This window comes from Rhodanobacter denitrificans, assembly GCF_000230695.2.
In the GTDB taxonomy this organism is placed as follows: Bacteria; Pseudomonadota; Gammaproteobacteria; order Xanthomonadales; family Rhodanobacteraceae; genus Rhodanobacter; species Rhodanobacter denitrificans.
This window is the reverse complement of the sequence record NC_020541.1, coordinates 2,239,335-2,257,753: the sequence shown is the minus strand read 5'-3', so window position 1 is coordinate 2,257,753 and position 18,419 is coordinate 2,239,335. Positions and strand designations below refer to the sequence as shown.

Genomic DNA, 18,419 nt, shown 5'->3' with positions numbered 1-18,419 from the left:
CGTACATGACTACGGACATAGCGTACACCCACCTCACCCCCTGGGAGACGTTCGTGTTCATTCACTTCTACACGGTGCCGCTCGTGTGCGAGGCGGTGCCGCAGATCGGTTGCGGGTGCCTTGCCAAACCCGTTTTGGCACGCCTGGAGGTTCATCCTGATATTGCAGAGGTTTGGCTGCACCATCGCGGTGACGTGATCGCGATCAAATGGCTGCGTGAGCTTCGGGTCGACCAGCAGGTCGGCCTCCTGCGTGCTGCCCTCGGCGGTGACAGCCAGGTTGCTTTGGTAGCTGCCACGACGGCGTCGGCGTTGCTTGCCACATTTCCGAACCCTTCATACTGGTACCGGCGCGAGACGGTCGATCAGCTCAGTCAGGAGGAGGCGCACACCATGGCCGCCCGTCTCGTCCAGCGGCTGTCGCAAGCACGCGTTCCGTTGCCCGATGGGGCCGCGCTGCAATGCGATCTCGCGTGTGCGCTGCTAGAGGTTCTTGTGGCAGACGAGGCCTTGCCTATCGAAGCTCGACTTGCCCGGCTACTCGGGGTGGCGCGAAACACATTCCAGCAGCATCTCGGACCGAACGCGCTGCCGCAGCTGGAGGCGTGGTTGACGCCCGCTGCGCTCCTGCCCGAGGCCGCGGGTTGACGTGCCGACTTCGCGTCAGATGGTGGGTACGACTCCGTGCTTCAGGACCGACATCTGCGATCCGCCGCGTCTCAGGCTACGACAGGACGGCTCCGCCACGCGAGTTGGATCATGACTGACGTTTGCGTGTGCCACAGCGTGACCGAGGAGGACATTCGCCACGCGGTGGTGGCCGGGGTGCGCAGTTTCGAAGCATTGCAGTGGCTCACCGGCTGCTCGGGTGGCTGCGGAGGCTGCGAGCAGGAAGCACGCCAGCTGCTAAGCGACATCATCACGGAAATCGCATGCGCACATCCGACCTTCCATCTCAGGCCGAGCCACGATGGGCAGTAGGACGTCGGTCAAGGCTCCCGCGGTCTTGGCAATCCACGCTTGATGTCGTACCGAAGTACGGCAGTAGGCTCTGCGCCATGGGCGGAGATTGACCGGACACGCGGTTCGAAGATGAGGATGGCTGCTGGTCGACACGGGAAAGTTTCTGCATGGGTTACCGATTGTCATTTTCAAAGAAGGCCAGAGTGTTTCTGGCCACGTACTGGAGAGTTGAGAATGAATACCGCATCGATTCTGAAATCCGTTCTGGCGGGAGGACTCACGTTGGGTCTGACCACAGTCGCAGCGGCCGCAGGCATGCAGAGCAAACCGATGTCAATGAGTCATATGGAGAAGTGTTACGGCATCAACGCTGCGCAGAAGAACGACTGCAAAGCAGCAGGCCACTCCTGCGCCAGCCAGGACACCAAGGCCCGCGATCCAAACTCTTTCGTCGCGGTGCCCAAGGGCTTGTGCGAGAAGATCGACGGCGGCAAACTCGAACCGGCACAGAAGGGCTGAGCAACACCACGATGCACGACGCGAGCACGCTCGCGGCGCCACCGATCTCGGCTCCTTCTGGAGTCGGGATCGGTCTGCGTGCGCCACACATGCAGCGGGTGTTGAGCGAACGTCCGCGCGTGGCGTGGTTCGAGGTGCACAGTGAGAATTTGTTTGCCGACGGCGGAGCACTGCATGCGGCGATCGAGCATGTGCGCGCCGACTATCCGCTGAGCCTGCACGGTGTCGGCCTCTCGCTGGGATCAGCCGACACATTCGACGACGAGCATCTGGCGACGCTGTGTGCGCTGGTGCAACGCTTCGAACCGGGGCTGGTCTCCGATCACATTTGCTGGGGCGCGATCGGCGGCATCCACCTCAACGACCTGCTGCCGCTACCGTTCACCCGGGAGGCGCTGGACCTGATAGTGACGCGCGTGCAGCAGGTGCAGGACGCGCTGGGCCGCGAGTTCCTGGTCGAGAACGTTTCCAGCTATCTCACGTTCCAACACGCCGAGATGAGCGAGTGGGAGTTCGTCGCCGAATTGATACGTCGCAGTGGCTGCGGCCTGTTGCTCGACGTCAACAATGTCTACGTCAACAGCGTCAATCACGGCTTCGACGCGCATGCCTATCTGCGTGCGATGCCGCGCGCGGCGGTGCGCGAGATCCACTTGGGTGGATTTATTCGCAAGACCGATCTCGCGGTACCGCTATTGATCGACAGCCACAGCCGGCCGGTGGATGCCGAAGTCTGGGCGCTTTATGCCGGGGCACTGGATCTGTTCGGCCCCGTACCCACCCTGATTGAGTGGGATCAGGACATCCCCGAACTTGAGGTGTTGCTGGCGGAAGCCGGCCGCGCGGAGGCCCTGCTCAATGGTCACCGCACCCACATTGCTTGAGTTGCAACGCGGTTTCGCCAACGCCGTGCTCGATCGCGGCAGTGACCTCGCGCAGTGGGTTGTCGGTGCCGGCCTCGCCCCCGCTGCACGGTTGCAGGTGTACGGCAACGCCATCGCCAGTACGCAGATCGAAACGCTGCGCGCCACGTACCCCGCGGTGCAAGCGCTGGTCGGCGAGGCCTTCTTCGAGGCCGCAGCGACGCGCTATCGCCTGCATCATCCGTCGACGCGCGGCAACCTGCAGGCGTTCGGCGGCGCCTTCGCCGCGTTTCTGGCCACGATGCCCGAAGCGGCAGCACTTGCCTATTTGCCTGATGTGGCGCAGTTGGAGTGGCTACGCCAGCAGTCCGCACTGGCCGCTGAAGCATCGCCACTGGCTCCGGCCACGCTCGATGACACGACATCGTTGTCCTGGCGGTTGCATCCCAGCGTGCGCCTGCTGGGCAGTACGCATCCGGTGCTGACGATCTGGCGTTACGCCACCGCCCCCGAAGGCGAGCGGCTGCAGCTGGATGGTCGCGGCGAACAGGTCGTGTTGTGGCGTGACGGCGGCGAGGTGGCGATGACCGTGCTGGACGCAGCGAGCTTCGCCTGCATCGCCGCGCTGATCGATACGCGTGATCTGGAGGCCGCGTATGCGGCGGCTCGGGCCATCGACGGAGCATTCGATCTCGCGGTTTGTCTGCGCAGTCTGCTGAAGCACCAACTGATTGCAGCGGGTTGACGCTAAAAATTCTTGCGCTTGACTCTGTACCTAAGTACGCGAATAGAGTGCTCCCATAGTCGCCCCCATCCACGCAGAGCCCTCCATGAAAAATACCCAAGTCGTCAAGAAAACAGGTTCCGGCGCTCTTCTGGCCGGGGGTATCACCGCACTACTGGCGTCGACCTGTTGCCTTGGTCCCCTGGTCTTGGTCGCCCTTGGGTTCAGTGGCGCCTGGATCGGCAACCTGACTGTGCTTGAGCCGTACCGCCCGTACTTTATCGGTGCAGCGCTGATCGCGATGGTCTTCGCCTGGCGACGCATCTACCGGCCTGCTACGGCGTGCGCGCCTGGTGACGTCTGCGCTGTGCCGCAGGTCAGGACCACCTACAAAGTCTTGTTCTGGATCGTCGCAGCCCTGGTGCTCGTGGCGCTGACCTTTCCCTATCTCGCCACGCTGTTTTACTGACCCGTCGGAGGATCCACCCATGAAGAAACTTGCCGCTCTCATCGTCCTTGCCACCGCCATTTCCGCGCCTGCCTGGGCGGCTACGAAGACCGCCACCCTGTCGGTGTCCGGTATGACGTGTGCCGCATGTCCCATCACCGTCAAGAAAGCGCTGTCCCAGGTTCCCGGTGTCGAAAAGACCGAGATCCTGTTCGACAAGAAGGAAGCCGTTGTGACCTTCGATGATGCCAAGACCAGCACCCGGGCACTCGTCAGCGCCACGACGGATGCGGGCTACCCCTCCACCGTTAAGAATTGAAGCGCCCGAGGTCATTCCCATGTCTCTCACTCCACTCACACGCACCGCCGACAAAGCGGGCGTAATCGGGGCCATCGTCACAGCGATGGGATGCGCTGCTTGCTTTCCTGCACTCGCCAGCCTGGGCGCCGCGATCGGATTGGGCTTTCTGAGCCAGTACGAGGGCGTATTCATCCATTACTTGCTGCCACTGTTTGCGATGGTCGCCTTGCTTGCCAACGGGATCGCCGGCTTCCGTCATCGGCAGTGGTTACGCATGGCCCTTGGCGTGATCGGACCGGTCTTGGTGCTGATCGGGGCCTTGCGCATGGCGGCGTGGCTGCTCTATCCCGGGCTGGTCTTGATGGTCGCGGTATCCATCTGGGATCTGGTATCGCCGCCGGGAAAGGGGCACCGCGGTGCGAAGCGAGACGACGCCTGCTGTTGAACACTCACCCCACCTTCCGCGGGTGGAGATGTGGGATCAAACCCCGTGGAGTACCGGCGTTCGTTGGATCACCCTATCGGAGATGACACCCATGAAAGCATGGCTGAGTGCCAAGAAAACCGACCTCATCACGGCCGCGATCGTCATCGGCATCGTGCTTTTGTTGATCGTCGTGGTGCCCTATTGCTGCTAACGGAAGGTGCCGTCACTGCGATGGTTGATGGGGCCCTCTATTGATTCAACGGTGTGCCGCTCTGCTTCGAACCGAAGCGACACGCGTTCATTTGCCAGGAACATCATGAACGAACAAACCCTCTCTGTGATCGGCATGACGTGCGCCGATTGCGCCCGACATGTTGAAAAAGCGCTCCGGGCGTTGCCTGACGTCGTCGCCGCTGACGTCGCCTACCCGCAAAATGTGGCGCACGTCCGTAGTACCCAGCCATTGACGGTGGAGCAACTCAACGCGGGTCTGCCGCAAAACTACCGGATCGCCGCCGCCTCGGCACCGCAAGCCGACACACTCGCGCGCAAGTCCTCCATGCTCGACCAGGCCTTGGGCTCGCTGGGTGGTTGGTTCAAGCCGCGTGGCGATGTCGACCGCACGCCCACCGCTTCGGAGCAGCGACTGCACGTTGCTGTCATCGGCACGGGCGGCGGGGCCATGGCGGCAGCGCTGAAGGCCGTTGAACTCGGCGCCCGGGTGACCGTCATCGAGCGCGGAACCGTCGGTGGTACCTGCGTCAATATCGGCTGCGTGCCGTCGAAGATCATGATCCGCGCCGCGCACGTGGCCCACCTGCGTCGAAGCAGTCCGTTCGATGACGGCATCTCCAGTACGGGGCCGGTGGTTCGGCGTGACCGACTGCTCGCCCAACAGCAAGGTCGTGTCGACGAACTGCGTCACGCCAAGTACGAGGGGATTCTCGATACCAACCCCAACATCCAGCTGCTGCGTGGCGAAGCGCGTTTCAAGGACGCACACACGCTCGTCGTCACGTCGACGACGGGGCGTGGTGAATCGGAGGTGTCTTTCGATCGCTGCCTGATCGCCACGGGTGCCCACGCGGCGGTGCCGCCCATCCCCGGCTTGAAGGACACCCCGTATTGGACGTCCACCGAGGCATTAGCCAGTGACGCGATTCCGCCGCGGCTCGCCGTCATCGGCTCGTCAGTGGTTGCGGTGGAATTGGCGCAAGCCTTCGCGCGGTTGGGCAGTCACGTCACCATCTTGGCGCGCAGCAGCTTGTTCTTTCGCGAAGATCCGGCCATCGGCGAGGCGATCACGGCGGCGTTCCGTGCCGAAGGCATCGAGGTGTTGGAGCACACCCAGGCCAGCCAAGTTGCCCATGCCAACGGTGAATTCGTGCTCACCACCGGGCACGGCGAAGTGCGTGCCGATCGGTTGCTGGTGGCCACGGGCCGGACCGCCAACACGCGTGACCTCGCGCTGGAGGCGGCGGGTGTTGCGGTGAATGCTCAAAACGCCATCGTGGTCGATCGCGGTATGCGAACCAGTGCGCCGCACATCTATGCTGCGGGCGATTGCACCGACCAGCCGCAGTTCGTCTACGTGGCGGCCGCCGCCGGTACACGTGCCGCCATCAACCTGATGGGGGGCGAGGCGACCTTGGATCTCACCACCATGCCGGCGGTGGTGTTCACGGAGCCCCAAGTCGCGACCGTAGGCCTTAGCGAGGCGGAAGCGCACCTGCAGGGTATCGAGACGGATAGCCGCACACTTTCACTCGATAACGTGCCGCGGGCGCTCGTCAATTTCGACACCCATGGCTTTATCAAGCTGGTGGCCGAAGCGGGTAGCGGCCGGCTCATCGGGGTGCAGGCGGTGACGCCGGAAGCCGGCGAGATCATCCAGGCGGCCGCACTGGCGATCCGGGCGCGCATGACCGTGCAGGAGCTTGCCGATCAGTTGTTCCCGTACCTGACGATGGTCGAGGGCCTGAAACTGGCGGCACAGACCTTCACCAAGGACGTCAAGCAACTTTCCTGCTGTGCCGGATGAGGAGACGGGGTGTTCGATGAACGCCTACACCGTGTCACAGCTGGCTAAAGACGCCGGCGTGAGCGTGCATATCGTGCGTGACTACCTGGTGCGCGGGCTGCTGCATCCGGCCGCGCGCACCGATGGAGGTTATGGCGTGTTCGACGCGAACGCCCTGCACCGGCTTTGTTTCGTGCGGTCCGCGGTCGAGGCAGGGGTCGGCCTGGACGTCGTGACGCGACTGTGCCGGTCGCTGGATGCATCGAATGCCGATAAGACGGTGATGTGCCTGGCAGAGGTAGGCGGAATCGTCGATGAGCGGCGGCAGGCATTGGTGGGGTTGGAGGCGCAATTGAGCGCGCTGCGGGCAGAGGTTGGTCGACACGAAGAGGCACGGCGATGAACGGTCACGAGCGCAAATCCATCACGGGTTACCTGTGGGCCGGGCTGGCTGTGCTGACGTGCCCGTGTCACCTCCCGATCCTGGCCGCGCTCTTGGCGGGTACGACGGCCGGCGCCTTTTTCAGTGCGCACTGGGTCATCGCGGCACTGGGGTTGATCAGCTTGTTCGGGCTATCCGTGTGGCGGGCGATACGTGCGTTTGGAGGACGCGTATGAGCGGTTTGATGCACGGCCGGCTTGAATTCGTCGAGGGCCGATCGGACGCATCCGCATGCCCTTGAGCGCCAGGTGAAAACGATCGCCATGGATTCGCGTGAACTGAACTCACCGGAGGCCATTGCCGACTTCGTGGACGCCTTTTACGCCAAGGTGAGGGTTGATGCCGCGCTTGGACCGATCTTCAAAGACGTTGACCTGCAGCAACATATACCAAAGATTCGCGCGTATTGGCGCAAGATGCTGCTCGGTGACCATGAGGGCTATCGACGCAACATGATTGCCCAGCACATGGCGCTGCACACGCGACATTCCTTGCACCACCACCACTTTCAGCGGTGGTTGGCGTTATTTGTGGCAACCGTGGACGAGCAATTCCGCGGGCACGCCGCCATCCAGGCCAAGCGCCTTGCGTCCACGATCGCTGTCAACCTCGAAGCGCTGCTCGACGTCCGTCGGAAGTAAAGGAGCATGGCATGAACCCAAATGAGAGTTTCGACCTGATCGTGATCGGGGCCGGTACCGGCGGTACGGGCGTCGCCCGCATGGCTGCGGCGGCAGGCTGGAAGGTCGCCGTGGTCGATAGCTTGCCTTATGGCGGTACGTGCGCCTTACGCGGGTGTGACCCCAAAAAAATGCTGATCGCCGTGACCGAGGGCGTCGACTGGGCGCGCAACTTGAAAGGCAAGGGGCTTCGGGCGCAAACCGCTGTCGATTGGCCCGACATGATCGCTTTCAAGCGCAGCTTTACCGACCTCATGTCAGGTCGGATCGAAGCCGGGATGCAGCGGGCCGGTGTCGTTCCCCTGCATGGCCAGGCCCGCTTCACCGGACCAAACACGATTGAAGTGAATGGCGAACTCCTGACCGCTCGGCATTTTCACCTTGCCACCGGCGCCCGGCCGATGACCTTGAATATCCCGGGCGAAAACCTGCTGATCACCAGCACCGACTTCCTCGAATTGCCGGAGCGGCCGGACAGGGTCGTCTTCGTCGGCGGCGGATTCATCGCGATGGAATTTGCCCACATCTGCAAACGCGCCGGCTCAAGGGACGTCACGGTACTAGAAATGATGAAGCGCCCGTTGGGCAATTTCGACCCCGACATGGTCGGCATGCTTTCCGAAGCGACCGCCGATCTGGGCATCGACCTGCGGACCGAGGCCAGGGTGTTGACGATCGAGCAGGACGGCGCCGGGTTCATCGTGACCTATGAAACGCCGCAAGGCACCCAGACCATTGCCTGCGACAGGGTGGTGCATGCCACCGGGCGCGTGCCCAACATCGAGCATCTCAACCTGGACGCCGCGGGCGTGGCCTACGGCCGTAAGGGCATCCAAGTCAGTCCCTTCATGCGCACGACCAACCCGGCGATCTTCGCGGCCGGCGACTGCGCGGACAGCGGCCCCAATCTCACCCCGGTCTCGGCCAACGAGGGCCGGATCGCGGGCAAGAACCTGCTCGCCGGAAAAGACGAGCGCGCGATCCACTACCCGCCGATCCCCAGCGTCGTCTTCACGCTTCCGCCCGTGGCGTCCGTCGGGCTGTCCGAAGACGCGGCACGCGAGCAGGGGCTGGACTTTGACGCGCATTTCGAGATAACCGCGCAGTGGTATTCCTCCCTGCGCGTGGGCGCGCGACACAGCGCCTACAAGGTGTTGGTCGAGAAAGGCAGCGGGAACATCCTGGGCGCGCATCTGATCGGCCCCGGCGCCGAGGAACAGATCAATCTGCTCGCCATGGCCATGGGCGCTGGACTGACGGCGAACAAGCTCAAGGGCATCATCTTTGCCTATCCCAGCTATGCCTCGGACATCAGTTCGATGGTGTAGCAGGCGCGCCAAGCAAAAAGTCCGCACGGCGTGTAGCTTTCCTGACGTGACCTAGTGCAGCACCTCAACCCACGCGAGGCGCATAACGAACTCGTCAAGACAAGGGCAGCCTTCGCGTTTCCTCTCATGCATCGAAGAGTCCAAGCCAGCACACCCTCTGCCATGCATTTAGCGCAACCCCCATCGCCTCGTGCCGGTACCGCCCGGTTGTTTTCGGTGCTCACCCTGGATGGGGGCGGCGCCCGCGGTTATTTGACACTCAAGATTCTCGAATGCGTCGAAGCGTATTTGAATACGCTGACTGATAACGCGCTGCCGCTGGGGGCGCGTTTCGACCTCATCTGTGGTACGTCGACGGGCGGGATCATCGCACTGGCGCTGGCACTGGGCCGACCGGTGAGCGAGATATCCGCCCTGTATGAAAGACACGTGCCGCGCATCTTCGGTTCAACGATGCGGCGCTTCGGGTGGATGAGAAATTTCCGCCCCCGTTACCGCAGCGACGCCTTACGCGAGGCGATGCATGCGTTCTTCGGCGACCTCACCTTAGGCGCGGTGCAGACGGATGTCTGCGTCACCGCGGCCTCGCTGACCAATGCACGACCCCATCTCTTCCGCAGCGATTACGCGAAGCCAGGCCCATGGCGTGGCGAAGATCGTCTCGCCGATCTGGCATTAGCCACCTCGGCGGCGCCAACCTTCTTCGCCGCCCACGCGACGGAACGCCTGAGCGATCTCGTCGATGGTGGGCTCTACGCCAACAACCCCGCGCTACTCGGTGTGGTGGAGGCGTTCCAGTTCAGCCGCCCGAGTCGGCGCGGTATCGCGCCGCCTCACGACCTTGGTGCCACGTGCCTGGCACAACTGGCCGTATTGTCGATAGGCACCGGTGAGCAATGTGCCATGCCCTATACCCCAGAACGCTTGCGTAACGGCGGTTTGCTGGCCTGGGGTGCGCACTTCCACAACGTCATCGACGAAAGCCAGTCGCAGTACACCAATCTGTTGGCGGCGGGCCTGCTGGGTACCGCCTACCACCGCATCAACCCGCGTCTGGATTTTCCGATGGCCATGGATGACGTGCGTCGTTTGCCCGCACTGAAAAACCTGGCGGAATTGTCCGTGTCGGATGAGGAATTTTTACGCACCCGCATGGCCATCTTTTGAATCGGGTCATCGGATGCGCCAGGCGGGGTGATGTTTGTGCGCGGATAGCCCGCGTGGAGCACGCGCCGGCGGTCATGACGCATCGTCGCCCGAAACCGATGAGGGGGACGATGCGTGCGACGCATGCAGGATGCCATCGTCGAGCAGGCGCGCCGCGGGATTGTCGGTCACGCCACCGGCCTGGAAGTACCCGATTACGCTGCCCACCGCGCGGTGCTCGGTCATGGCCATCAACGCCGGCAGCGCGATGCCTTGGCGGCCGCCTTCGGTGACAAAGCCCGAGCGCAGACTGTGCCCGCCGAAGTCCCCCTCCAACCCAGCCATCGCGGCGCGGCGTTGCACGATGGCTGCGACCGAGGCGGGTGAGAGGCCGCCACCAATGCGGTGCCGCCACAGCCGACGGAAGATCGGGCCGTCCGTGAGCTGAGCCGCCGCCAGCCAAGCGGCCAGTGCGTCGGCCGCGGGACCCAGGATGGGCTTGTCGGGCGTGGCGGTGACGCTCGGTCCGGCCTGTTGGGTCTTACTGTGCCCCAGGTGGTACACGAACGCGCGCTCGCCGACCCGGCGCAGATCGCTCAGGTCCGCGGCGGCCACTTCACTGCGTCGGCGCCCGCCGCTGGCGAACGCGAACAGCAGCAGCGCGCGATCGCGCACCCCGGTCAGGGAGGCATCGCAGGTGGCCAGCAGCGCGGCCAGCTCGGGCTGGGTGATCGCGGTCTTCTTGGTGGGGCGGTCGCCGCGTTTGACCGCGGCGCGGCGGGCGCGGGCCAGCAGGTGACGGACGGCCGGCTGCTCGCACGGGTTGGCCACGCGACGCCACTGGTGCGCTTTGGACAGCACGGCGATCCGATGGCTGATCGTACTCAACTTCAGCGGCCCCAGGCGTTGTTTGAGGCCGGCCTCGACCAGTGCGGCATCCAGTGCGGGCGGCAGCTCCCAGGTGAGCGCCGATTCGCTCCGACGGGCCAGGTGGTCGACGATGAACTGGATCACCACCGCCTCGGGCAATGGCAGGGCAAACGGCTGGCCGTAGCGGCCCTGATACCAGGCGGCGCAGTAGCGCAGCGCGCTGGCATAACTGCGCGCGGTGTTCGCCGACGCCGCTTCGGCCAGGATGTCGCGCACGGCCGCCGCCGCTTCCGTGGCCAATTGCTCCGGCGGAGCGATAGGAGGCAGGGTGGGAAGTCGCAAATCGCTGTTTCTTTTCATATGTAGTATGTAAGATAAGTAACGATTAGAAAGGCCTACTTGCGATAACGATCTATTATCGCTTGTATAGCACCAAACCCGGTCACGCCGCACAGAGGAAAGCTTCGCCATGGCCAAAGGCATCACCGAAGCGCAGGTTCACGCCGCCGCCGACGCCCTCGTGGCCGCCGGCGAGCGCCCCACGGTGGAGCGGATCCGCGCCCACCTCGGTACCGGCTCGCCGAACACCGTCACCCGGCTACTCGATTCGTGGTGGCAGGCGCTGGGCGCCCGATTGACCGCACAGCAGGCGATGGCATCGATCCCCGACGTCCCCGCCGGAATCGCCACCCTGGCGGAACAATGGTGGGCACAGGCGTGGCAGCAGGCGCGCGAGGCCGTGCATGCCGACCTTGCCCGTGAGCGGCAACAACTCGCCGACGATCGCGTGGCGCTTGATCGTGAACGAGAGACCCTTCAACAGGCGCACGCGCAACTCCAGCAAGCGCTCGCGCAGGCGCAGCAGGCCGAAACGGCCATGGCGGCACGCTTGGCCGATATTCAACGGCTCGTCGAGCAGCAAGCCGCACAACTGGCGGATCTGACCCAGCAGCGGGAAGCGCTGGAAGCGCGTAACGGGCGACTGGAAGCGGAGTACCTCAGCGTCACAGCGCGCCTGCAGGCCCAGGAAGCCACCGCGGCCGCCGAACGCGAATCGCTGGCCCAGCAACTGCGCGCCGCGGAAGATCATGGCCACGCCGAGGTGGATCGCGCCCGCCAGGAGAGCAAGGGATGGCGCACCCGGCTGACCGCTGTGGAGAAGGAACGTGCTGCCGAGCGCGAGAAGCATCGGCACGAACTGACCACCGTCCGCGCCAGTTTGACCACGGCGCAGCAAGACGTGGCGGCGTACCGGGCGCGTGTCGAGACGCTGGAGCGCCAATGGGCCACGTTGGGCGATCTGCCCGCGATCCTTCGGGCCCAAGGTCAGGCCACGAAGGTTAAGCGCCCAGGAGCGGCCAAGAAGGCCGCAAAATCGGCCAGGCCTCGCACGCGTTCCTCCCGTTGACGATGCCGGCCCCGCCGAGTCAATCCGACCCACCGCAAGGTCGAAGTGTCACTATTTGCAGCAAAATCATCGCGGACCACCGCCGATCAGCCCGAATTAGGGTCTCAAAAAGGGGTAACAGCAACTCTTTGATTGAAATGATATTTGCTAAACTCGCAAGATCTTTTTATTAATACAATCAATGTGTTGCCGAATGGCGCGAAGCGTTACTTTTTGCACCTAAAACAAGGCAGCACCGTCACCTGATCTTGCTGTTCGGTTGCCCATGATCTGAAGCGCACCTCGCTATGGCGCAGGTGCGCTTTTTCGTATCCGGGGACAGCGCGGAGCCGACGACACCCTGATGCGCAAGCCATGGCGTAATCAGCGCCGCTACAGTTGCGCGTCGATGGCGCGCAAGGGAAAAATGGCGCCATGTCATCATCACGCGCCGAACTCGAAAGCAGCATCGCCAGCCTCGCGGCCCGGCTGCCGGCGCTCCGAGCCGAATACCCTGACAACGGCGACCTGATGATGGCCTTCGCCGGCGAGGCCGACGTCGTGCAGGACGCCGCGGGACCGGCCGACGAAGCCTGGGTGCACGAGCGACTGTCGGCCCTTTTATCCGAAGCGATCGGCGAGGCCTAGCCGGCGAACGGCCGGGATCTCGCTGTATCGGGTGGAATTTTCGCCACAAGAAAAGTGGCGCTTGTCCGATCACGTGAGCGTATTGTCGAGATGCTCAGGCAAGCTGCCGATAATCACCTTCTGTAAGTCGTCCGACCACGTGAAGTACAGACGAAAACCGCGGCGGCGATCGCGCGAGCTGGATCCACTCACGTGCTGGTCCAGGGTATAACGCCTCCCCTGATACGTGGTCTGGTACTGCCCCTTCAGCTTGGCGTTGTTCAGCGCTTCGCCTGCGGGGCTGATTTCAACGTACAACTTCTTCTGCGCCTCCACGAGATCGAGGCGCGCTTCCTCCGACCCGGTGGTCTTTACCGTCCAGTACTGGTTGCCTAGCAGGGCGATCGTCTCGGCGACGAGAGGTATGTTCTCGAACACCGACGCGCGGGCGGCGCGCATCGCGCCCGCGGTCAAGACCACCCGATCCTGGAATTGCTCCACCGTCCATCGCTCCAACGCGGCCCAAGTTTCCGGAAGCGGCACGTCGTTGACGGCGGCACGCTGCGCGGCCTGCAGCTGGTCGATCCGCTCCGAGGCGATCATCAGCTTCGCCAACGCGCTGCGCAGCTGCTCTTCGGTCTCCTCGGCGCGATTCTGTTGCTCGGCGGCGAGTTCTTCGGCGGCGGCTACGTCGCCTTCGGCCGCCGCCAGGGCCGCGCGGAGGCTCGCGATCTCGTCGACGACTTCCTCGCTGGCACTGGTCAGGCGTTCGCGTTCTTGGCGTCGCCGCTCGCGCGCGATCAGCTGCCGGATATGCGCAAAGGAGGGCACGTCAATCTCGGCGTCGTCGACCGACACCGAAACCACTGCGCAGGCGTCCTCCAGTTGGCCCACAGCGTCCCGGCCTGGCCAGCTTTCGGGCGGAAGGACGGGACAGCTCGCGCTGGCAAGATCCGCGTCGAACTGGCGACCGTAGAGGCGCACTCCGTTGCGGGGGATCACGCCTGCCGGACCGAGCGCGTGCGCGAGCCGCTGCGCTCCGCCGGTGTCGATCATCACCACGCGAGCAATGCCGGCGACCCTCTTGGCCAGGGTCGCCGCCGAGATCGCCGCCCGTGAGCGCGCGGTGGCCGTGTGAATGATGACCAGCGCGATGGTCCGGTGGCGGTCGCTAATCAACCCGACAAGATGGCGCACGTCGGCGTCGCTGGCGACGAACTCAGCCGTGCCGTTGCCCGGTGTTCCGTCCGCGAGGAACTCCAGCTTGCTGTTCATCAGGCGGACCAGGCCTGGAACAGAGGGTTTGACCTGTGGTTCCACCCCGCGCTGGACAAGCACGCTCAGACGGGTGCCGACGACAACCTCCTTCGCAGTGAGCGCCAGGACGAACTCCACGCGCCAATGGCGTCCCGGCAGCTGGCCACAAGGCTCATCCAGGCGCATCGCCACATGGCTGCCATCCGTCTCCCACCAGCACTGCTTGGCGCCGGTGTCGGTCCCGACCTCCCATGACGATCGCTCGCGCCAGTCCGCCGGCACAGCGACGCCCTTGCGACCACGCAGCCACTCGATCACCTGGTCGATCGCAACTTTGCGGACCGCGCCCGGCTTCTTGCTGCCCGAGCGCAGCGTCCCCTGGACCTGGGAGACGGCGACATAGCGGGTCGATGAGGCGACGATCGTCGTGTCGGCCACATCGAGGTGGCGCGGTGGTGGTGGCGGTGCCGCATCGTGCGGCGCCGCAGAGAGGCCATCACCACCTGGCTCCTCATCCGGCGGGATCGCCGGTAACACCGGCAGGGCGGTGGTCGAGTCGAGCTGGACCTTCGGCGGCGCCAGCGTGGCGGGCGGCGTCAATGCCTCGGCGCCATCCTCGGTAGCAGGCGCGGGGCCGCTTTCGACCCTGGCGACATGCGGGACGTCCCGTTCCCTTGCCACCGTAGGAAATGGCTCAACCAGGCTAATTTTGCCCAACCCCCAAAAATGTAAAGCGCGTCTTTCGATGTTCTAATGTTGCCGGCGTTTTCGAGGCGGTGCGGGTGTCTGAGTTAACCGAGCTTCTGCGGCTTTCGCCCGGGCTTCGAGCGACTGCACCGCCGTGCCCATCCCTTCCAATTGCCCGCGAACTGCGGCCAACTCGATGACCATCCGATCCCGCTCTGCGACAGTAGTGGCCAGTGCTTCAAGGCGGATATCACGCTCAGCCAACTCGCGACGATGGCGCCCTGCATCCAAGCGTAGCTCCGCCAAGCTGGCCTGCTGCTGTTCCAGTCGCTCTCGCGCTTTGGTCAGCTGGTTTTCCGCGCGCCGCTGGCCTTCGCGTGCGGCGTCGATCTCCTGCAGCATGCGTGCTTGCGCGATCTCCAGTCGCTCATTCGCTTTATCGCGTTCGATCTGGAAAGCCGCATCTCGGCTCGCGATCGCGGCTTGGAATTCCTCGGCCTGTTCGGTTTGAGCTTGACGGATACGTTCGATCTGTTCAGCCGTCTCGGTCTGCAAGGTGATGAACCTTTGTTGCAGCGCCTGCCCATCCTGCAGAGCTTGGTTCTTCGCACCCATCTCGGTCTCCACGCGCGCTTGCTGCGCGGCAACTTCATGTCGAAGTGTTTCGCACTGTTCGGTCAGTGCTGTCGCCATCTCCATGGCATCGGCGCGCGTTTGCAGGGCTGCATTCCGCTGCTGCTCGGCCTCCGCCAAAGCGGTCTCCAAGGCGCCCCGCTGTTCGGCAAATACCGCTTCGCCCTGCTCGACAGCGGACACCCACAGGGTGCGCATCGCATCGGCCACAGCGGCCGGGAGATCGGCGCCGAGGGCGTCCGCTTTTGTACGTTCGTCCTTCCACAGCTTCAACTCGTCATTGATCGTCGTGCGGCTGCCCTGCTGGATGGCCGTATAGATCTGGTCGACCGTGATTTCGTGGGGTCGTTTGCCGCCGACAACGAGCTGGGCAGCGGCTTCGCGGGTACGTTGGCGGGTATCACTGACACGGCTCATGGGCATTCTCAGTTGCTGGCGGGTCAATTTCGCAGGATATGAATCATGTATATCACGGTATTACGTTATATGTGTAATGATGAAATCAGGAAATTTATGATAATCCTTATAATCGAAAGTAATTCAGCAGTACGCTGGTGGTCCCGCGGCATTGGACATCGGTAAGCATGACTGAACATCCTTTGAGCCTCGCCGTACCCCAGGCCCTGCCTCCTGTCCTGTCGGGATGCGCCGGAACCAACCGTGCTCCGGCGAACGTGGCCAGACAGATTGCGGCCAATGACGACGTGGCGGCGATCGGCCTGTGGCTGGCGGAATATCACGACTCGCCCCATACCTTTCGCAGCTACCGCAAGGAGGCAGAACGGCTGCTGCTCTGGGCCACGCAAATACGTGGCAAGCCGGTGTCGAGCCTCACCCGCGAGGATGTGATCGCCTACGAAGCATTTCTCTGCCATCCGCCCGCCACTTGGTGCGACGACAGTCTGGCCCGTCGTGGTGAGCATCGGCGCCTGTTCACGGGACCATTGGCCGAGCGCAGCCGACGTCAGGCCTTGGGCATCCTCGCAGGGCTGTTCAACTATCTCGTACGCGCCGGCTATCTCGCCGGCAGTCCGTTTGTGTTGCAGCGGCGACGCGCGCGTCGCGGGATGCCCCGTGCTATCGAGCGCTATCTGGACCGATCCCTTTGGGACGACGTGCTTCACAGCATCGACGGTTGGCCACGGTCGACGAACCGGAATTGCCAACGCTACGAACGCGCTCGTTGGGTACTGCGTTTCCTGTACGAAACGGCTTTACGGGCTTCCGAGGCCGCCGCGGCCTGCGAGAGCGATTTCCAGCGCGTTCGTGGTCGGTGGTGGCTCCATGTCGTGGGCAAAGGCGACGTCGAGGGTCAGATCCCCCTCAGCGACCATCTCATGGAGGATTTCGCGCGCTATCGGGGCTTCCATGGGTTGCCGCCCGCGCCGGCCGACAATGGCAAGATACCGGCCATTCTGGGGATCGCCGGCCGCGCTTCTGCGCTCACTCCCACGGCGATCTATCAGATCGTCAAGGCCACCTTCCGGCATGTTGCGGATACGCTCCAAAAGGAAGATGCCGCCAAAGCCTCCCGAGTGCGGCGGGCGTCGACTCATTGGCTACGGCATACGGCCGCTACGCATCAGGCCGAAGACGGAACACCGATCCACCACATCCAGCAGAATCTTCGCCACAGCTCGATCGGCACGACATCGATTTACCTCCACGCAGAAGAAGATTCACGGCATGCAAGCACAACGAGAACGCGAGCCGACGCCTCGCAGCAAAGAGAAGGAGACCTGCCATGACTGACCCCGACGATCGTTTCGGCATGCCCGCCAGTGCTTTCAAGGCGGCCAGGGAAAGTCATGGGCTGGATAGCCCCGTTTTTCGGGCGGGCATGTATGTAGGCTATTTGTGCCCATCCCCCGACAGTATAAAATAAGCGGTAAAACAGCCTATATAACAACGACCTATCTTTGTCGCAGCTAACGACGCCGGACGTTCGATCGTGCCGGATTCGCACGAGGCACCGCTTCAGCCTCATGGACATCAACCTCAGTGGTACTGACGTTGCGCAGTCGAGCAAACATTTCTTCCAGTACGTCCAACCGTGCCTGGCTGGCGGCGCGCTGGGTCTCCACCTCTCGCCGGTGATCCCGTTCGGTGGTCAATTGAGTTTCGGCCGCTGCGAGCTGGGTTTGCAGATGCGCCTGCCCTTGTTCGGCTTGGGCCAACCGCATCTGCAAGGTCGGATGCTCCTTGGCCAGCGGCAGATTCGCGTCGTAGGCGTGTTGCAGTTTCTGATGCTCGGTGCGGAACTGGCGAAACTCCTTGTCGAGCTGATTGATATGCTCGGTCATCCGGGCATTATCGCGGTTGAGCTGCAGTAGCTCGTGATTCTTGCTCGTGATGGTGTCGTTGGCTTGTCGCAACTCGACCTGCAGTCCCTGCACCTGGTGTTCGTGCCGGCGCTGCTCTTGGTCGCGCTGTTCCTTGACTGCCGTCCGATAGTGCTCCAAGGCATCGCGGGCATGCTGGTGTTTGTCTTCCAGCGACTGAATGTGCGCTTCGTGCTCAGTCAGCCGAGTGGTCATGCCGGCGACCCGCTCCTCCAACTGCTGGACGAGCAACGCGCGATCACGAAGCCCTTGTTGGGCCTGTTCATGGGCAGCCTTTTCGTCTTGCAGGGCGATATCGGTACGCTGCAGCTGCGTGCTGAGCGCAGTCGCTTCTTGGCGGTGCTGTTCCACGGTGGCAGTCAGCGCTTGGCGTTCCGCCGTGAAGCGTTCTTGCGCCGCGGTGATCCGGACCTCGGCCTCCTCGTGCAGTCGTTCGGCCAGCCGGCCGACTAGATCCTGTAAGGCATCGCTGATCGCCACCGTCGCACCGACACGCGGCCCGTCCTCGGCTTCCAGTTCCTTCAGGTAGCGGTGGATGGTGGTCTTGGAGCCGGTATTACCCAAGGCCACCCGTAAGGCGTCGACCGAAGGATGCTTTCCCTGCGCCAACAGACTGTTCCGCGCCTTCTGGACCTCGGTCTTGTACAAGCCACCACGTGCCATATCGGTCTCTCGATGGATTTCATAATGCATTACATACCATGTAATTACATACCGATCAATCACACAAGACGCCACAGAAACCCGCTCTTTCTC

General features: G+C 63.4%; 22 protein-coding genes. 18 read left to right on the top strand and 4 right to left on the bottom strand.

From position 1 onward, the window contains the following. The first annotated feature begins 53 nt into the window (after positions 1 to 53). The 14 genes from R2APBS1_RS10290 (at position 54) to R2APBS1_RS10225 (ending at position 9,881) form a co-directional block, all read left to right on the top strand. The gene (locus R2APBS1_RS10290) at positions 54 to 647 is read left to right on the top strand and encodes a hypothetical protein (protein WP_153021737.1); all 594 of its coding nucleotides are present in this window, start codon (positions 54 to 56) and stop codon (positions 645 to 647) included. Between the two features lie 111 nt (positions 648 to 758). Next, positions 759 to 980 (top strand): (2Fe-2S)-binding protein, encoded by a 222-nt coding sequence (locus R2APBS1_RS10285; protein WP_015447712.1) that lies wholly within the window; start codon positions 759 to 761, stop codon positions 978 to 980. Positions 981 to 1,196: 216 nt separating this feature from the next. Further along, positions 1,197 to 1,481, top strand: coding sequence for a BufA1 family periplasmic bufferin-type metallophore (locus tag R2APBS1_RS10280; protein ID WP_015447711.1), 285 nt, complete (start codon positions 1,197 to 1,199; stop codon positions 1,479 to 1,481). 11 nt (positions 1,482 to 1,492) lie between these two features. After that, a complete protein-coding gene (gene bufB / locus R2APBS1_RS10275) occupies positions 1,493 to 2,365 on the top strand; it encodes an MNIO family bufferin maturase (protein ID WP_015447710.1) in 873 nt (290 codons plus the stop codon). After that, entirely contained in the window at positions 2,340 to 3,089 is a 750-nt protein-coding gene (locus tag R2APBS1_RS10270; RefSeq protein WP_015447709.1) for an HvfC/BufC N-terminal domain-containing protein, read from the top strand. The genes bufB and R2APBS1_RS10270 overlap by 26 nt, the downstream gene beginning before the upstream one ends. Positions 3,090 to 3,174: 85 nt before the next feature. Further along, positions 3,175 to 3,537: a mercuric ion transporter MerT gene (gene merT, locus R2APBS1_RS10265; protein ID WP_015447708.1), complete on the top strand. Its 363-nt coding sequence runs from the start codon at positions 3,175 to 3,177 to the stop codon at positions 3,535 to 3,537. 19 nt (positions 3,538 to 3,556) lie between these two features. Continuing rightward, positions 3,557 to 3,835 carry a mercury resistance system periplasmic binding protein MerP gene (gene merP, locus R2APBS1_RS10260; protein ID WP_015447707.1) on the top strand — a complete coding sequence of 93 codons (279 nt, stop codon included), beginning with the start codon at positions 3,557 to 3,559 and terminating at the stop codon, positions 3,833 to 3,835. A gap of 19 nt (positions 3,836 to 3,854) precedes the next feature. Beyond that, positions 3,855 to 4,262: an organomercurial transporter MerC gene (gene merC, locus R2APBS1_RS10255; RefSeq protein ID WP_015447706.1), complete on the top strand. Its 408-nt coding sequence runs from the start codon at positions 3,855 to 3,857 to the stop codon at positions 4,260 to 4,262. Between the two features lie 298 nt (positions 4,263 to 4,560). Continuing rightward, positions 4,561 to 6,285: a mercury(II) reductase gene (merA, locus tag R2APBS1_RS10250; RefSeq protein WP_015447704.1), complete on the top strand. Its 1,725-nt coding sequence runs from the start codon at positions 4,561 to 4,563 to the stop codon at positions 6,283 to 6,285. 16 nt (positions 6,286 to 6,301) lie between these two features. Next, positions 6,302 to 6,667, top strand: coding sequence for a mercuric resistance transcriptional repressor MerD (merD, locus tag R2APBS1_RS10245; protein ID WP_008214502.1), 366 nt, complete (start codon positions 6,302 to 6,304; stop codon positions 6,665 to 6,667). Next, complete coding sequence (gene merE, locus R2APBS1_RS10240) at positions 6,664 to 6,882, top strand: broad-spectrum mercury transporter MerE (RefSeq protein ID WP_008214504.1); 219 nt, start codon at positions 6,664 to 6,666, stop codon at positions 6,880 to 6,882. The genes merD and merE overlap by 4 nt, the downstream gene beginning before the upstream one ends. Positions 6,883 to 6,954: 72 nt before the next feature. Continuing rightward, positions 6,955 to 7,347 (top strand): group III truncated hemoglobin, encoded by a 393-nt coding sequence (locus R2APBS1_RS10235; protein WP_231381787.1) that lies wholly within the window; start codon positions 6,955 to 6,957, stop codon positions 7,345 to 7,347. An 11-nt stretch (positions 7,348 to 7,358) separates the two neighbouring features. Next, positions 7,359 to 8,714: a dihydrolipoyl dehydrogenase family protein gene (locus R2APBS1_RS10230; RefSeq protein WP_008214509.1), complete on the top strand. Its 1,356-nt coding sequence runs from the start codon at positions 7,359 to 7,361 to the stop codon at positions 8,712 to 8,714. A 216-nt stretch (positions 8,715 to 8,930) separates the two neighbouring features. After that, the gene (locus tag R2APBS1_RS10225; RefSeq protein ID WP_235645292.1) at positions 8,931 to 9,881 is read left to right on the top strand and encodes a CBASS cGAMP-activated phospholipase; all 951 of its coding nucleotides are present in this window, start codon (positions 8,931 to 8,933) and stop codon (positions 9,879 to 9,881) included. Between the two features lie 72 nt (positions 9,882 to 9,953). Here R2APBS1_RS10225 and R2APBS1_RS10220 read toward each other — a convergent pair whose 3' ends face one another. Further along, the gene (locus tag R2APBS1_RS10220) at positions 9,954 to 11,090 is read right to left on the bottom strand and encodes a site-specific integrase (protein ID WP_015447702.1); all 1,137 of its coding nucleotides are present in this window, start codon (positions 11,088 to 11,090) and stop codon (positions 9,954 to 9,956) included. A 109-nt stretch (positions 11,091 to 11,199) separates the two neighbouring features. Here R2APBS1_RS10220 and R2APBS1_RS10215 point away from each other — a divergent pair, with 109 nt between their 5' ends. Both R2APBS1_RS10215 and R2APBS1_RS10210 read left to right on the top strand, forming a co-directional pair. After that, positions 11,200 to 12,138, top strand: coding sequence for a DNA-binding protein (locus tag R2APBS1_RS10215; RefSeq protein WP_015447701.1), 939 nt, complete (start codon positions 11,200 to 11,202; stop codon positions 12,136 to 12,138). 414 nt (positions 12,139 to 12,552) lie between these two features. Next, complete coding sequence (locus tag R2APBS1_RS10210) at positions 12,553 to 12,765, top strand: hypothetical protein (RefSeq protein WP_015447917.1); 213 nt, start codon at positions 12,553 to 12,555, stop codon at positions 12,763 to 12,765. A gap of 69 nt (positions 12,766 to 12,834) precedes the next feature. Here R2APBS1_RS10210 and R2APBS1_RS10205 read toward each other — a convergent pair whose 3' ends face one another. Together R2APBS1_RS10205 and R2APBS1_RS10200 are read right to left on the bottom strand one after the other, a co-directional pair. Further along, on the bottom strand, positions 12,835 to 14,601 hold the full coding sequence (locus R2APBS1_RS10205) for a hypothetical protein (protein WP_157769736.1): 1,767 nt from the start codon (positions 14,599 to 14,601) through the stop codon (positions 12,835 to 12,837). A 150-nt stretch (positions 14,602 to 14,751) separates the two neighbouring features. Beyond that, positions 14,752 to 15,738 carry a DNA-binding protein gene (locus tag R2APBS1_RS10200; protein WP_015447915.1) on the bottom strand — a complete coding sequence of 329 codons (987 nt, stop codon included), beginning with the start codon at positions 15,736 to 15,738 and terminating at the stop codon, positions 14,752 to 14,754. Positions 15,739 to 15,905: 167 nt separating this feature from the next. On the opposite strand from R2APBS1_RS10200, the gene R2APBS1_RS10195 reads away from it, so the two are divergent. Beyond that, on the top strand, positions 15,906 to 17,069 hold the full coding sequence (locus tag R2APBS1_RS10195) for a tyrosine-type recombinase/integrase (RefSeq protein WP_015447914.1): 1,164 nt from the start codon (positions 15,906 to 15,908) through the stop codon (positions 17,067 to 17,069). Then, on the top strand, positions 17,066 to 17,206 hold the full coding sequence (locus R2APBS1_RS20110) for a hypothetical protein (RefSeq protein WP_015447913.1): 141 nt from the start codon (positions 17,066 to 17,068) through the stop codon (positions 17,204 to 17,206). The genes R2APBS1_RS10195 and R2APBS1_RS20110 overlap by 4 nt, the downstream gene beginning before the upstream one ends. Positions 17,207 to 17,249: 43 nt before the next feature. On the opposite strand, the gene R2APBS1_RS19660 is transcribed toward R2APBS1_RS20110, so the two are convergent. Next, positions 17,250 to 18,356 (bottom strand): DNA-binding protein, encoded by a 1,107-nt coding sequence (locus R2APBS1_RS19660; protein WP_157769711.1) that lies wholly within the window; start codon positions 18,354 to 18,356, stop codon positions 17,250 to 17,252. Between the last annotated feature and the right edge of the window lie 63 nt (positions 18,357 to 18,419).

Excerpts from the sequence above, each read along its gene's own strand:
- merP (WP_015447707.1), top strand. The coding sequence starts at position 3,557 with ATGAAGAAACTTGCCGCTCTCATCGTCCTTGCCACCGCCATTTCCGCG.
- merD (WP_008214502.1), top strand. The coding sequence starts at position 6,302 with ATGAACGCCTACACCGTGTCACAGCTGGCTAAAGACGCCGGCGTGAGC.
- merC (WP_015447706.1), top strand. The coding sequence starts at position 3,855 with ATGTCTCTCACTCCACTCACACGCACCGCCGACAAAGCGGGCGTAATC.
- R2APBS1_RS10270 (WP_015447709.1), top strand. The coding sequence starts at position 2,340 with ATGGTCACCGCACCCACATTGCTTGAGTTGCAACGCGGTTTCGCCAAC.
- R2APBS1_RS10230 (WP_008214509.1), top strand. The coding sequence starts at position 7,359 with ATGAACCCAAATGAGAGTTTCGACCTGATCGTGATCGGGGCCGGTACC.
- merE (WP_008214504.1), top strand. The coding sequence starts at position 6,664 with ATGAACGGTCACGAGCGCAAATCCATCACGGGTTACCTGTGGGCCGGG.
- R2APBS1_RS20110 (WP_015447913.1), top strand. The coding sequence starts at position 17,066 with ATGACTGACCCCGACGATCGTTTCGGCATGCCCGCCAGTGCTTTCAAG.
- merA (WP_015447704.1), top strand. The coding sequence starts at position 4,561 with ATGAACGAACAAACCCTCTCTGTGATCGGCATGACGTGCGCCGATTGC.
- R2APBS1_RS10200 (WP_015447915.1), bottom strand. The coding sequence starts at position 15,738 with ATGAGCCGTGTCAGTGATACCCGCCAACGTACCCGCGAAGCCGCTGCC.
- R2APBS1_RS10220 (WP_015447702.1), bottom strand. The coding sequence starts at position 11,090 with ATGAAAAGAAACAGCGATTTGCGACTTCCCACCCTGCCTCCTATCGCT.
- R2APBS1_RS10195 (WP_015447914.1), top strand. The coding sequence starts at position 15,906 with ATGACTGAACATCCTTTGAGCCTCGCCGTACCCCAGGCCCTGCCTCCT.
- R2APBS1_RS10280 (WP_015447711.1), top strand. The coding sequence starts at position 1,197 with ATGAATACCGCATCGATTCTGAAATCCGTTCTGGCGGGAGGACTCACG.
- R2APBS1_RS19660 (WP_157769711.1), bottom strand. The coding sequence starts at position 18,356 with ATGCATTATGAAATCCATCGAGAGACCGATATGGCACGTGGTGGCTTG.
- R2APBS1_RS10215 (WP_015447701.1), top strand. The coding sequence starts at position 11,200 with ATGGCCAAAGGCATCACCGAAGCGCAGGTTCACGCCGCCGCCGACGCC.
- bufB (WP_015447710.1), top strand. The coding sequence starts at position 1,493 with ATGCACGACGCGAGCACGCTCGCGGCGCCACCGATCTCGGCTCCTTCT.
- R2APBS1_RS10210 (WP_015447917.1), top strand. The coding sequence starts at position 12,553 with ATGTCATCATCACGCGCCGAACTCGAAAGCAGCATCGCCAGCCTCGCG.
- merT (WP_015447708.1), top strand. The coding sequence starts at position 3,175 with ATGAAAAATACCCAAGTCGTCAAGAAAACAGGTTCCGGCGCTCTTCTG.
- R2APBS1_RS10285 (WP_015447712.1), top strand. The coding sequence starts at position 759 with ATGACTGACGTTTGCGTGTGCCACAGCGTGACCGAGGAGGACATTCGC.